The organism is Paenibacillus sp. MAEPY2 (genome assembly GCF_000499205.1).
GTDB classification, from domain to species: Bacteria; Bacillota; Bacilli; order Paenibacillales; family Paenibacillaceae; genus Paenibacillus; species Paenibacillus vandeheii.
Map to the genome: position 1 here is coordinate 15,526 of NZ_AWUK01000043.1, position 12,881 is coordinate 28,406.

The window sequence follows — 12,881 nt, forward strand, 5'->3', positions numbered from 1 at the left end:
TCAATTTTATACTCAATATTTAAAGCTATGGTATTCTATATTCACAGACATTAACGAGTATATAAGAAAGGAGCTGTTATCAAATGCCCCCTCGGAGAATTAATATTGAACAATGGGTTGGTAAAATAACAGCGCTAGATCTACCTGCTGAAGATCCTAAAGTCCAGGAACTCATTATCAAGGCAGCTGACCAATTGAAGACGAAATCAAAGGAAGTTGCTCTAAAACATATACAAAACGAAGGAACCGGTGAACTGCAACTAGCCAAACGACTCGTTCAGGAACATCAACTCACGGATGAAGAAAAGGACCAAATAAACAAGGAAATCTTTAAACATCAAATAAAACAAAAGATTTGGGAACAATCCCAGGTAATCAGACGAGCTACCTATTACAATAAGCCTTCTCATCCCTATGGACATATCTTCTCAGAGAGTGCGATCAGTTCAATATCAACATCTAGGACGGTAGCACCCGCTTCAGAAACTGGAGATACACTGGTCCGCGACAACAGAAGAACTAAGATTTATCATCCAGCTAAAAAGGAACTGACCCTCCAAGACGCAAAGGTGTTAATTGGAATTCATAAACTTTGGGAAGAAAGTGGGAAACAAAAAGAGTTTGAATTCACCATTTATTCTCTTGCTAAGGCCATGAATCGTGATACTGGTGGAAAGACGTATTTAGAGATCTGGCAGTCCCTTGAGGTTCTTCAAGATAGCAAGTTTGAATTCACCTATTATCATGATAAAGGGTTGATTGATTCTTTAGACCGAATCAATATCTTACAGGCAATTGGACGGCGCGACCGCAACGAGACATTCAAAATAATGTTCTCTGATGCTGTCTACCGTTCATTACAATCAGGTGCTATTGCTTACTTGAGTTTAGCCATTCTAGAAGATTTAAAGACAGGCACTGCGCAGAACCTATATCTTTTTTTGCCTGCACAAGTGGCTCAGGGGATCACACGGTGGCCTTTGGATGAGATTGCCCTCCTAATGGGGTCTAAAGCAAATAGGCCAGCCAAGAAGAAACAAATCGTGGAGGAAGCGTGTGAGAATATGATGGAGATTTCCCTCCTCGATGGTTACAAATTACATGAGGACGAATCTGGATCTATTTTTCTGGAGATCCGACCATCCAAACTTCTACTCACTTCAGGAAATAGTGTTAAGACCGTCCAACAACTTACATTCTCTCTATAAGAGAACGTAAGTTGTTTTCTTTTCATGTCCTTTCAACCCCGATAATATAATGGACTAAGTTAAACTTTAAATTACCACAACTCTGTATATGTTCCTAACTATATGAAACGAATAACATAGTAAAACGTATTAACTATAGGGATTAAGCAAAGTTAAAGGAGAGGTGCGAATGAGCAAAAGGTCAAGAAGAAGAGGAAGACAAAAGAGGAGGAAATGGAAAGAAAAAAAGATAGCAAGCGAACAAGTAAAAAATCAGGATTCTAATCCTCATACAAAAAAGCGACCTGCGATAATAGATACTTTAGAGCTAGTAGAAAGAAAGCCTAAGTCAACTAAGAAAAAGAAACAGATTAGAACGTATGAATCTAAGAAAAAGAGAGCGATTAGGGTATCATTAGATAAGTATGAACGATTACAGGCTTATATGGATCCTTACTGGTCCATTGCAGACAAAGATCAAAAAGTGAAATTACACTGGGTTCGGTATCTCCTTATCAGTATCCTATCGTTTCCAATCTATGATTCCTTACTTAAACATATTATCAAAAAGTATACAGATATTATCTCGCTTTTTGAGAATTATGACTGGTATTTCGATCTCATGCATTCAAAAGTTTACCAAAACTTTATCCATGATGTGTATCAACCTATACAAGATAATTTTATTTTTCAATGGATTGTGCATTGGGTACCTAAGACATATATTTTAATAGGCGATTCATACATATGGTGTACAGGCAGCACATTGTTCATGGTTCTTATCTTCCCTATATTGAGTTTGGGTTTCCTTCGTAATCTAAGAAAAGTCGATAAGCTCAAAGACAATCTCATAGACGAGTTTACTTTAAAAAAGGCATCTTCGTATATTGGTACATTTGTATCAATGTACGCTGCTGCAGACGCGTATCTTGTTTCAGGGATTATTGGAAAAGTATTGGTTATTTTAGTTGTATTTGCTACCATTTCTAATGCCATGATATTCCGAAGTCTGAAAAAAGAAGCAGTTAAATATGGTTTGGCTCCTTCTATATAGGTTACAAAAAACATCCCAGAAGTTGGGATGTTTTTTTGTATTTAATTAAATTAAGCGACCTAGCTTGTTCGATACTCCAAAAGATCATTGTGGTATCGCATCGACTCTGTAAGTTAGTGCCCTCATATAAGAATATATTTCATTAGAGCATTTTTTTTAATTGAGAGACGCGTCCTTGACTGATCCCCATCTTGAGTGCAATCTGATTTTGAGCTAAGCCAGGATGTTGCTCCATAGTTTCTTTCAGTTGTTGAAGTAAACGGGCCGTTTTAGGGCGTACGTCTGGATAATTATTGGTAGCACTGTCGTCCAATTGAGTTTTTGATACAGGTATTGATTCAGAGATTACCTTCTCAGCAGGCGTAGGAGAATACTCGGATTCTGGTAAGAACCATTCGGAAGATTTATCTGGATGTTTTAACTGAGTAGCACAGGTACTACAGACAAACTGCTCCTTATAATACGTCTCGGCTGCAAAATAACCACAAAAAACACACATTGTAGATTTGTACTTTCTTAGAATCAGTTCCTTCCCCTCAATAAAAAATTCGAGCGGGTCACCAATGTCAATCTGCATAGTATCTCGCATTTCCTTTGGTAGGACAATTCTTCCAAGGCGATCCAATGATCTCTTCATACCGGTTCTTTTCATACAATCCCTCACCTCATACCTTCAACTATCTTTATTCTAAAAAAGAATTTATCCAACTACAACTACTTTTTTCAAAAATAAGGAATAAAGTAACATAAAAATATATACAAATCAGTATTCACTAAAAAGTATCCCACTCTCTTACCTGGACGAATGGCCAAATGGTTTGTATGTATCTAATTCAGTATTCAAGATAATAACTCATTTATTAGATACCCTACCCTTCCTGTGGTCCAGGAAGGGTTTAAGGTTAAGGGGGCGCTGCACCGTATTGTATAAAATTAATTAGAGGGAAGATTTTGTTCTAAAATTGCCTCGAGTTCAGCTCTCATTTCATCAGGAGTCATTGACTCAACTGGCTGATACTCACCATAGATGTTGTAGTCAGCATCATTTGAAGTCGTACGTGAACTACTTTGGATTTGCTCATCCTTATAATAAGCAAAGGACTCCGGAGTAATTCTGTTCTTTCTATACAATTGAACGTAATCGTTAAAACTGAGAGAAGAGTTTTGGCCATTTTGTTCATAAGCCTCATGAGTGTATTTGTAGTAGAAAACAAGATCCTCATTTCTTCCCGTGTAACTACTTGGAATTTGATTTAAGGACTTCAAAGCTTTCTCATCTTCACCATCCTGACCGTACACATGATACATGGCCAGCAAGTACATCATTTGAAGGTCATTACTAGGGTTGGTTATAGATTTAATTAGCTTACTTACCTCCATATATTGACCTGTAGCAAGGTATCCATTGATCAGGTCCCAAATTGCCCCATCTTCTGTTAAGTCTTCTTCTAATGATTCTTCATTATTTTTTGATACTTCTTGTCCACGTTCCAAACTGAATTCATATGTATATTTTATCTTATTTCCAAAACCAAGCTCTGATACAACAAGATCTCCAGAAAGGTTTTCTCCTAGTAAGCCTATCTTCTCCTGTACTTGTCCTGGCTGTACACTTGCAGGACGTGAGATAAGCATCAAATTATAGTCGTCGAGATCTAACCCATGACCATTGTTTGAAAACCATCCACTTTGAAATTCCCCGTTTGTGACAACAACTTTGTCTTGAGCAGAATATGCACGCCTGTTACCATTTAAAGTAAGAATCAACTCCATGTTATCTGGGATATTAGTTCTCCCAACAATCCTAACTTTCCCATTAGAGTAATCTATTTCCTTATCTACGACCAAGTCTACAACCGTATTTTTTGACGAGCAGCCGGCTAATACCAATAATATAGTTACTAAACTAATAATGACCTTTAACTGTTGTTTCAAACTTGATCCATTGTGCTGAATAATTTTCGTCCCCTACTTTCTTGAACATGATCGGAATATTCCTATTTCTCTCGAATTCTCATTTGTTTTTATTAAGCAAGAGTAAAAATACATTAAGAGAGTGGCTACCCCACCCCCCTCTGAGTAATACAAGGAGAATGGGATAGTGTAGTAGTTATGTATACCTTAGTGGCCTGTACCGTGATTATGCATTTTATACCCCCCTTTTTATCCTAACTTTTTGAAGATGGCTAGATAAGCTAGGCTTATCTGCAGAGCGGTTCCTTTATTTGAACCTGCTTCGAGTGGGATCCTTTAAGTTCTTCTCCATTCGTTAACTTCATGGTTGCTCCTTCGATGCTAACTACATTATTTTTATTTACTAAGAGGTTTCGATCTACTTGGACGAAAGGAATATGACCCATAAAAAATTTGGCCGTGGGGAAATTGAAGTACATGCCTTCTTTTGTCTTAACACGATATCCTTCCACTTTATTAATAGTCACATATAAAATATCGTCTTCATGAATCATTGCCGGCGTATCATTGGATATTTCAAATACTTGAATCTGCACTACTACCAACTCCCTCTTCTGTTATCCTCTCAATCTTACTATGTCTTTAGTCCCAATTCCATATAAATAGACTGCATTAAGTGGCTGAATTAAATATAAGCAAAATTCAAATAGTGAATTGTTACTCTATCGTTAAAAGACTCTCCTATTAGCTATAACGCAGATTCTAAGCTGCTTTAACGGAAAAAGAACCTATGTATACTTATTGAGATTAAAGTCCTTTAGAGAGCAATCTACGTATGTTTAGTACGACAAAAAATAACAATCTAAATTACTAGATTATAAGTTGTTTAATTGATCATCAATAAATAAAAAAAGCCCAGTTATAGGGCTTAGCACTTGAGTAAAAGGGAGAGTTGTTTATCTAGGAATACGGGAGAGGATCGATGGAGAAGTAATCGACACGTCCTCTGGATTATCATATACTGATGCTTGCTGTGGATCCATCATTCAAGTCAAAAATCTTACTATATTTTATCTAACGTTACTCCTCGATTTAATATCACTCCCCTTGCTACATCTTCTGCACTAAGTGCAACGATATCGCTTCTCATATCTCGTTTTAAATTCTTTTTAAGTAGGTAGGTGGACCAATAATAATGGCTTTCCACATAAAGAAAATAATTCTTTCCATCCACCAGGATAATATCACCTTCAATTGGAGAACCTTCAATTTCTACTTCAGTTCCTAAATCGGGATTATTTACTGCTTTGGATTTTTTAAAGTTTCGTCCGCAAACATGACAAACGGATTGCTTAATTAATACTTCACAGAATGGGCATTTCTTCATAAGTTACACTCCTTAAATTGCTTTCTAAATTACTCGTATGCATTTCCTTCAGAATCAAAGAAAGCACGATCTTTACCTGTTAGTTTTTCTAGGTGACGTATATAAGTTAATATATGATTTGTTTGTTGAGGAGGCTCTTTCATTTCATCAAGAATAATATACAAATTTCGCAAAGTGGTTTCTGCCTCATCCTCTCTACCTTTAGCATATCCTTCTTTATATTGCATGCTACTGCCCTCATCTCGTTCAGTGTCTGACGCCGAAATGCGAGGATCGGATAGAATTGCAAATAAGTAAGATGGGCCCCTAAGATCTTGGAGTTCGCCTGGTCCAGTTACCGGCATACGCTCCCAAGCCTTTTCGAAATGACTTCTAGGGATTGTAATGTTCGTTGTGCTTGGTATAACCGCATTATGAATAAGTTTATATGTAAAAGCCTTACCTCTCAGTTGATGAAAATCTGAATCCTCGAACTTTCTAATGGCATTCCAAATTTGATCGAGTGTTTTCATAGTTTTCAGCCTCCATTAAATTACAATGTATTTCTTTCAAGAGTACTTAACTAGTGAACGTTCTCTTCCTTTAACAACCTCCCCATTCTGTTCTTTTAATTAATTGTAACATCCTTTTAGGAAAGTAAAGCCAAGGATATATGGGTGCGGATTTTAGTGATGAAAGTGATTCTAATCGCGTGTAAGGACTAAGCGTAAATCATAATGTAGTTACATACTTATTCTATCCAGTTTCGATTTATTATTTTAATGGTTGTATGATGTCTCTCCATTTTACCTATATCAGTGAGAAGGAAATCGGTAACAGGGATTGCCCGGGAATGGCAATCATCTAGTTGATTCCCACGATTTCATCTCATAAAAAAATTATAGGGAAAAGGATGATATCAATGGCAGATGCAAAATACAGACAAACCACATGGAATGGAATTACAGTGGATTACATTGAAGCGGATATGTCTACAATCCAAATTGAGGACTTGGGCGGTAAAAACCTGACCGCATCCACTAAGTATGGCATTAATGGCACTTTCTTTGATGACAGTACTGGTTATGTCCACGGCATTGCAGTTTCTAAAGGAGGTAGCCCGGTAAGGAACTATGCTTCTACGAATGCAACGTATAAACGTGGCACGCTGGTTTGTTCGAGGCCAAACGCCGGTACTTCCCGAGTAGCGAACGTATTCGTGATTAACAAATTAGCTGACCTATCCACCCCTGCTAGTTGGATTGAATGGGCTATCGGAGGCATTAGTCTCAAACTTCAAGAAACGGTTTCAAGTGAAACTGCATTCAATAACCTGGTGAAAGATGAAAAAGGCGGAGTGGATTTTGGAAACAACAAACGCGCTGCCATCGGGTATAAAGGTGGTAAAATTGTATTGGCAGTGATGAGTAAGGCTACGGATTGTACCCCTCTAGAAACTAGAGGTATCATGAAGTCTCTAGGATGTACAGATGCTATTATGCTGGATGGCAGCACGGCGGCACAAATACGTGCCAAAAAACCAGATGGTACTAACTACACTTCTGGTGGACCTCGTCTCGTATACAGTATCATTACAGTGAACGGGGCAACTTGGTCCTAAATACTTCGGTTTTTTCAAAGGGAAATCGCATGTCGATTTCCCTTTTTCCTATTCACTTCCTTAAAAATAATTTGTAACTTTTCCCAACATTGTAGCGTCTTTATCTATATGAATTTTATAAAGGTGGGATATCATGCTGAAATCTATTGCTTTAACAGCGTTGCTAACTTCATTTATTCTTCTTACGGCGTGTGGTGATACAAACTCACCAACAGAAGAACCGACGAATACGACGAATACATCTCAGAATTCCGCATCGGATACATCTAAGAATCCTGATTCAGAAACGGAGTCTTCAACAAAATTTAATTCTGGTAATGATATTGATTTTAAAGAGGCGGAATCCTCCCTAACGGAAGATCAATCCCCCATTCTAGATGTTCTTAAACTTAATTTAGAAGGACTAGTTGAGCATGACCACGATCAGTATCGGTCTGGATTTGTCACTGAAAAATTAGCCGATGCTATGGAGGGGTATTATAGTGATGATTTCCAATATCATTTTTCAACCATTGAAAGCATTCAAAAAAGTGAATCAATCAAAAATCAAGTTCACGTTACAGTCCTTGGGGAACGATTAGATTCGAAATCAGATTCGATTGAGAACGTTAAAATGATGTATGCAATCCGGATGAATAATGAAGGTGAGTGGTCCATCTACACAATTGATTGATCTGTTTGCGTAATTCCACTAAACCTGTGCATCATGTGAGGAATAATGCTAGTCACATAAGGCAAACTTAAAAGGAGCCAACTTTAGAGTTGGGTCTTTTTTTGTATGTAGATTTTGAAAACAAGGGGATGATTCCATATGTCACAGAAGGTAGCGGTCATTGTTATTCATGGTTTGGGTAAGCAACAGGAAGATTTTGCTTCCATATTTATTGATAATCTACTCAAGACATTCTCCGCAATCAGTGGTGAGAAAAATCCTGAGTCCTGCATTGAAATTAAACCGGTCTGGTGGGCATCTATTTTTGCCAGTCGGGAGGAAGAGCTAAAACGAAAGTTAGTGGGCCCACCGCATAATCTCCGATATGTAGAGCTTAGAGAATTTATGATTCACTATCTGGCAGACGCTGTCGCATACCAACCCTTAAGGGACGGTGGAGAACAAAACTACGATGCTGTTCATCAGGCCATAAGTAAGGAGCTGAATAGTTTGAGTACAGAGGCCGGGTTGGATGCTCCTCTCTGTGTTATTTCGCATAGTCTAGGTAGTGTTATTGCAAGTAATTTCTTTTACGATCTACAACACGCTAAGGAGAACACTAAAATAACAAACCCTAATTCCGCTTTGGAGCGAGGAGAAACCTTGTCTCTCTTTTATACTTGTGGAACTACTTTGCCTTTATGGAGTCTACGATATGCATCCTTTGACCGCCCCATCCAGGTACCTAGCAAGGAGTTTTCTGCTAAGTATCCTGCTATAGCTGGGGAATGGATCAATTTTTATGACAAAGACGATGTATTAGGCTATCCCTTGAAGAGTATACATCCTGAGTATGATAAGGCGGTTCATGAAGACCGTGACGTTAACGTTGGGACTATACTGGACCAATGGACGCCCCTTTGTCACAATGGGTATCTTCACAGTAATAAAGTTATAAAACCAATTGCTGAAGGATTACATAAGGTCTGGATGCAGATTAACGGAGTTTAAAAAAATGGATCTACAGTACATTCACTGTGGATCCATTTTATACTTAACTTGATTAACAAGCTACAGGTAGATGCAACTTAACTTAATTAGCTAACACATTCTCTTTTGAAACAGTACTTGTAGGAAAGAATTCAACTAGTGTTGGTGATCTTAGATTACCATTCTTAGTGAAACACTGAAATTTGATTCTGCAGCTAATCAAAGGCTCTAGATATATCCAATCCTTAGTTTCACTTCGTACAAGGTTCTTCTTAATAGAATGAAATTGCTGTATCAGGGCTCTTTGTGGTGGGAATTCAAGAAGACCTACATACTTATCATTCATTTGTAAGCCCCACCCAAATCGATTTTTCCTTATTGAAACAACATCGCAAATGGCAAACTGATAGGCTTTTATTTTTGTAATGACATCCTGGGGCCGAGAATCTAAATAATATGGTGCATCGCTGTTATATTGTACGATACCTTCAAGTCCCTGTTGCTTTATGTTGAGGAAGAGCTGCGTTCCATCATCGTATAAAGGTGTAATAGATATAGTATCTGAGGGTGGCAATATAGCTTGAAGGATTTCGCGCCGCTCAGTAAAAGTCTTTGACATGACGGATTGACCATTTATCCACAATACATCCCAAATCGGGAAATGTGCCTTTAAGCTTTTAGAAATTTGCTTGATCGCAGAAGCCTTTTTTGTATGAAAACGTGCCATAGCATCATCCCACCAAATTTTAGGTGTTTGGTCAGTTGCTTGAGTGACATCAAATGCAATGCATTCTCCATCCAAAATCGCTGTCTTTGCCGAGAGGCTAATTTTCTGCAGTTCAGGGAACCTTTCAGTTACCTCAGTCCCATGCCTAGTGTAAGCACGGACATTTCCATGGTCGTAGTGAATGGATATTCTAAACCCGTCCCATTTAATACTGGATTTCCAGCCCTCTTTAATCCCACTTGGTGGTAATGGCTGCAATAACATAGGCTTGATTGGTTGATTCAACATGACAAAAACCTCCGCCCTAACCTTAGCATAGGAAGTATTGAATTTCCTATTTAAGATTGCTGGGTAGTTTGAGATATTTTTCATGCAGGTAATTGTCCTGAAATGGAAAAAAAGATTCGTTTGACTTGAAAATTAAGATGTTACTCCCTTATATATTTACAGATATCGGGAATGTACAAGAAGACAAAACAAATTCTCAGATTCTACTGGAGGTTGAACTGAGTTAGTTAGAGATATATCCATTGATGACGACGTACTTACCTTGTTTTTGGATCAGATGGGGAACTGGTATTTAGTTTTCAATTCAATAAACACAGATTTATGGTCCAGAAAAACAGCAGGGGCAACCCCTGCTGTTTTTAATACTTACTAGGATGGAATAAAAACTTGGAAAATAGTGTTACTACTTTAAAAATGAATTTCAAATAAAAACTCAGGGGACAAGAGGATTAACTTCATATAATGAGATAGGTTAATGTTTTATTGTCTCTTACTGATATCTTTTTAGATCTAGTGAGAAAACATCTCTCACTAGATCCCCTTCCATACCTCTCTTTATAAACCATTAAACACGTATCTCTTCTCTCCTCGACCCTGAGTATGTTCTCTTCAAATCATCATAACCTTCTGGTCGGGCTGCATTTTTATCTACGTATTTAGTATTAGTCATAAGGAGCCCATTCCCATAATGTGTTTCAATAATTCCACTTGAGTAATCAACAAATACTGGACTTTGACAATACTTACAATTGGACTTCCTTCTACTCTTTCGTGATGGCGTTAAGTATGTAGCGCTGCATTTACAAACTATCTTAAAAGATATCAAGGGGTCCTCTTCTAATTCTTCTTCTGCTTCCTCAATATGTGTCTGAATTATATGTACGGAGCTCGTTTCAATGCTTTGTGCACGAAGACATTTAAAATCAGCTACAAGATTTGGATTGAGACCAAACACATATTTTCCGGATTCAATCACAAATCTTTTGTTAGTCTTATAACACTCTTCCCACTCTTCTAGTTGTGACTTAGATAATTCAATAGAACCCTTCACACCACTATTTAAGGTGTACACCAGCGTGTTTAAAACTTCGGCATGCTTGTCATAATTGTCCATCTACCGTCCTCACTTCACTTTTAAAAGTCCTTCTTATTACAGAGTATACCATGACCTCATATTTATGAGATGAAGAACAATATTTTCACTTCCCCTCTTTTGACCAATTGTTTTGGAATCCCGCTGCCGGTAAACTCTATAACAGGAGGTCGGTTAAATATGCTACTCACCAAAAAGACAATGATATCTCAAGCGATTGAGCATGGCATTCACTTAACTCCAAAGTTGCTTGATAGATACTTAGAATTAGGATTCCTAAGTGGATCCTGGACCGGCGATGGCAGGGGCAAAGGGGCGAGGAAGTACTTCAATCACGCGGATTTAGATACAATTCAACATATTAACGAACTTAAACAAGAAGGAATTAGTAAAAATCAAAAAGATCTAATCTTTGTATTGTTCTGGGAAGGTTACGATGTGGATTTGGAAAAATTGAAGATAAGGCTCCTTAGCTTCTATGAAGATGTACAAACTGTTTTCAATGAAATAACAAAGTACAGTCAAGACAATAGTTATGGAGACTTTATAGATTTGCTCGCTTCACAGGATGTTAGGAAAAGAAGTAAAATCGGAAGGCCGTCAAACTCTGATCAAAAAGAATTACAAGATGAACAGGCAGCTAAGGTAGAAATGCTTTGGGATGGAAGTAACCTGGCTCGCGCCCTCAGTAATAGAAATATCTCTATTGAACATATTGAAAAGCTCAGCAGATCGAAAGGAATCATGTTTCAAGACGAAATTGATGGGAAGCCTATGAGCGAGATTATTCAAGGCACTGTAAATGGTTGGTTACAAAGAATGGACTGGAAAAAGCAGATTCAAGATACAAATGAAGAAGACTTTAGAGAATCGTATTCCATCATTCATATGATGCGAACAGCTGGAGCATCCCTTGGTGAGCTTGGAATTCTATGGCCATCAAATACAGGCAATTATAAACTCAACATGACTCGTATAATTTTGCTACTCTTGATTTGCAATATTGAGATGCGTTCAGGGATAAAATGGTTTGTAAATAATCATTGGTCAGAAATAGTTAGTGATTATTCATTGGTAATTACGAAAGGAGGTGACACAAAATGAAGAACGTTGGTCTAGCATTTGGTAGTGGAAACGCTGTATCTGTTCCCACATGGTTCATTGCGATCATCTTGCTGTTTGCTGTTATTGGTATCTATGAAATGTATAAGAGTTTCAAAGAATCTGTAGATTAAAAAATAAAAAAGTAGCTATTCCCGAACTGGGAAGGCTACTTTCGTCGTTGATAAGGCCATATGAATGAGAACACGATAGATATATGTAAGCTAAAAATGATTAAAGCTATACAATTTTTTGCACAGCTATTCAAAGTGCCCTCCTCCCTCCTTTCACTCATTCTTTGGGTTATTATCTGTGGTGTGATTTATAATTAATTCAAGTAAGCCTAAACGCAGTGATTGCATCACATCCTCCTTTGGCATTCGTATATATTTTGCCATCTGCTCCATCTCCTCCTCAAACATATCGAGTATAGCCATAAAAGCTGCTTGATCACCTTTCCTAGATCTTTGAACAAGATTCATGAACTCAATTTCGTCGATAGAAAGCTTAATGTCTTCTTTTTCCATTTATTTACTCCTTGTTGTGAAATTTGAAGGTCTGCAGAAACCTCTTTTTCTGACTTGCCACAAAGGTAAACATCATGAATTACTTTCTTTCCTACGTCTGATGGAATGAGAGCAAATATCTCCTCCACATGGATTCTTGAAATAGAATCATTTTCAAAAGAATCGATTGTTGTGATATCAAACACCATCCCAAATTCCTTGTTAGCTGTCACCTTAGACCTGTACTGAAGTCTCCAAGCCATCTTCTTTAGCTCGGATCTACATTGTTCTTTTGTCATCTCCAATTATCTCACCTCACTATATAGGTAAAAATAAGAACGCAATAACAACCAAAAATATGAATTGTAGGAACAAATGTTCT

16 protein-coding genes are annotated in these 12,881 nt (G+C 37.6%); 7 read left to right on the forward strand and 9 right to left on the reverse strand.

What is annotated here, in order from left to right:
- Positions 1–83: 83 nt before the first annotated feature.
- Both P364_RS0129600 and P364_RS0129605 read left to right on the forward strand, forming a co-directional pair.
- A complete protein-coding gene (locus P364_RS0129600; protein WP_024633635.1) occupies positions 84–1,208 on the forward strand; it encodes a replication initiator protein A in 1,125 nt (374 codons plus the stop codon).
- A gap of 169 nt (positions 1,209–1,377) precedes the next feature.
- Positions 1,378–2,241: a hypothetical protein gene (locus P364_RS0129605; protein WP_024633636.1), complete on the forward strand. Its 864-nt coding sequence runs from the start codon at positions 1,378–1,380 to the stop codon at positions 2,239–2,241.
- Positions 2,242–2,383: 142 nt separating this feature from the next.
- Here P364_RS0129605 and P364_RS0129610 read toward each other — a convergent pair whose 3' ends face one another.
- The 5 genes from P364_RS0129610 to P364_RS38335 form a co-directional block, all read right to left on the reverse strand.
- On the reverse strand, positions 2,384–2,893 hold the full coding sequence (locus P364_RS0129610; RefSeq protein WP_024633637.1) for an AbrB/MazE/SpoVT family DNA-binding domain-containing protein: 510 nt from the start codon (positions 2,891–2,893) through the stop codon (positions 2,384–2,386).
- Between the two features lie 281 nt (positions 2,894–3,174).
- Positions 3,175–4,176, reverse strand: coding sequence for a hypothetical protein (locus P364_RS0129615; protein WP_024633638.1), 1,002 nt, complete (start codon positions 4,174–4,176; stop codon positions 3,175–3,177).
- A 266-nt stretch (positions 4,177–4,442) separates the two neighbouring features.
- On the reverse strand, positions 4,443–4,751 hold the full coding sequence (locus P364_RS0129620) for a LytTR family DNA-binding domain-containing protein (RefSeq protein WP_024633639.1): 309 nt from the start codon (positions 4,749–4,751) through the stop codon (positions 4,443–4,445).
- 467 nt (positions 4,752–5,218) lie between these two features.
- Positions 5,219–5,542: a hypothetical protein gene (locus P364_RS0129625; RefSeq protein WP_024633640.1), complete on the reverse strand. Its 324-nt coding sequence runs from the start codon at positions 5,540–5,542 to the stop codon at positions 5,219–5,221.
- A 29-nt stretch (positions 5,543–5,571) separates the two neighbouring features.
- Positions 5,572–6,054 (reverse strand): hypothetical protein, encoded by a 483-nt coding sequence (locus P364_RS38335; protein WP_236642283.1) that lies wholly within the window; start codon positions 6,052–6,054, stop codon positions 5,572–5,574.
- A gap of 389 nt (positions 6,055–6,443) precedes the next feature.
- Here P364_RS38335 and P364_RS0129640 point away from each other — a divergent pair, with 389 nt between their 5' ends.
- The 3 genes from P364_RS0129640 (at position 6,444) to P364_RS0129650 (ending at position 8,805) form a co-directional block, all read left to right on the forward strand.
- The gene (locus P364_RS0129640; protein WP_024633641.1) at positions 6,444–7,142 is read left to right on the forward strand and encodes a phosphodiester glycosidase family protein; all 699 of its coding nucleotides are present in this window, start codon (positions 6,444–6,446) and stop codon (positions 7,140–7,142) included.
- A 133-nt stretch (positions 7,143–7,275) separates the two neighbouring features.
- Positions 7,276–7,815, forward strand: coding sequence for a hypothetical protein (locus P364_RS0129645; RefSeq protein WP_024633642.1), 540 nt, complete (start codon positions 7,276–7,278; stop codon positions 7,813–7,815).
- Between the two features lie 138 nt (positions 7,816–7,953).
- Complete coding sequence (locus tag P364_RS0129650) at positions 7,954–8,805, forward strand: hypothetical protein (protein ID WP_024633643.1); 852 nt, start codon at positions 7,954–7,956, stop codon at positions 8,803–8,805.
- Between the two features lie 82 nt (positions 8,806–8,887).
- On the opposite strand, the gene P364_RS0129655 is transcribed toward P364_RS0129650, so the two are convergent.
- Positions 8,888–9,799 carry an ATP-dependent DNA ligase gene (locus tag P364_RS0129655; RefSeq protein WP_024633644.1) on the reverse strand — a complete coding sequence of 304 codons (912 nt, stop codon included), beginning with the start codon at positions 9,797–9,799 and terminating at the stop codon, positions 8,888–8,890.
- Positions 9,800–10,364: 565 nt separating this feature from the next.
- On the reverse strand, positions 10,365–10,913 hold the full coding sequence (locus P364_RS0129660) for a hypothetical protein (protein WP_024633645.1): 549 nt from the start codon (positions 10,911–10,913) through the stop codon (positions 10,365–10,367).
- A 159-nt stretch (positions 10,914–11,072) separates the two neighbouring features.
- Between P364_RS0129660 and P364_RS0129665 the strand changes: the two genes are divergently transcribed.
- A complete protein-coding gene (locus tag P364_RS0129665; protein WP_024633646.1) occupies positions 11,073–11,996 on the forward strand; it encodes a hypothetical protein in 924 nt (307 codons plus the stop codon).
- On the forward strand, positions 11,993–12,127 hold the full coding sequence (locus tag P364_RS38535; RefSeq protein WP_268870912.1) for a hypothetical protein: 135 nt from the start codon (positions 11,993–11,995) through the stop codon (positions 12,125–12,127). The genes P364_RS0129665 and P364_RS38535 overlap by 4 nt, the downstream gene beginning before the upstream one ends.
- Before the next feature lie 153 nt (positions 12,128–12,280).
- Here the strand turns inward: P364_RS38535 and P364_RS0129675 are convergent, their stop codons facing one another.
- Positions 12,281–12,520 carry a helix-turn-helix domain-containing protein gene (locus P364_RS0129675; RefSeq protein WP_024633647.1) on the reverse strand — a complete coding sequence of 80 codons (240 nt, stop codon included), beginning with the start codon at positions 12,518–12,520 and terminating at the stop codon, positions 12,281–12,283.
- A complete protein-coding gene (locus tag P364_RS38340) occupies positions 12,472–12,798 on the reverse strand; it encodes a sigma-70 family RNA polymerase sigma factor (RefSeq protein WP_024634632.1) in 327 nt (108 codons plus the stop codon). Before P364_RS38340 ends, P364_RS0129675 begins: the two co-directional genes overlap by 49 nt.
- Positions 12,799–12,881 lie beyond the last annotated feature (83 nt).